We start from the raw sequence: 723 nt of genomic DNA on the forward strand, positions 1-723 counted from the left end.
ATTAAAAATGTGGGCACAATACCTAACAAACGTACTAAATATTTACATGGATGATCAACTTAATGAAAAACAGAATCGATTAAATAAAATAAATCAAATCGTAACAAATTGGCACAATTTATTGCCATCCAGTCATTTGGTAGAAGGTCTACACGGCGCTTTCCAACGTTTATCTGACAGAAACGGTGATCGTCCAAACAACATTCATATTCCACCTGTATACATTTTAAAGCCATAGGAAAAAGCCTAGTATCTATTGCTAGGCTCTTTTGTATACCTCTACACATTCATTTCCTTCTTCCAGCATTCATAAGACTCAACAGTTGCACTTTTTTTCATTCTCCTACAAATTCCACTAAACAACGACCACTTATAGTCATCCAAAATAGCAGTACCTACTCCCCCTAATCCTAAGAAAAACAGTAAAAGTAAATACAAAAATAGCATCATATTATATGTACGGAGGCATTTCATTTACACAAGATTCTTGACGCTACCCATATTACTCAATAGATTAATATCAAATGGTGAAAATCAACGAAAAAAGGAGATCTATCAAGCAATCTCCTTCCCAATAAATCTCCTCTTATATAAAGTTATTTATGAACACTGATTTAAGCTAAGCTGCCGATATCACAATCTCATCATCCACTAAATCAGCCTTCAAGTTTTTGACATCTAAGTGGTCAAGGTAGAAATCCGTTACCTTATCACGAATTTGTC

The 723-nt window shown here is 34.2% G+C and carries 1 protein-coding gene; it reads left to right on the plus strand.

Annotation, left to right across the window (positions count from 1 at the left end; translation table 11 throughout):
- Window positions 1-238 (plus strand): hypothetical protein (locus ED2_RS15870; protein WP_060789931.1); only part of this gene is annotated, 238 nt, incomplete at its 5' end.
- Window positions 239-723 lie beyond the last annotated feature (485 nt).

This window comes from Enterococcus durans NBRC 100479 = LMG 10746, from assembly GCF_001544215.1.
GTDB lineage: Bacteria > Bacillota > Bacilli > Lactobacillales > Enterococcaceae > Enterococcus_B > Enterococcus_B durans.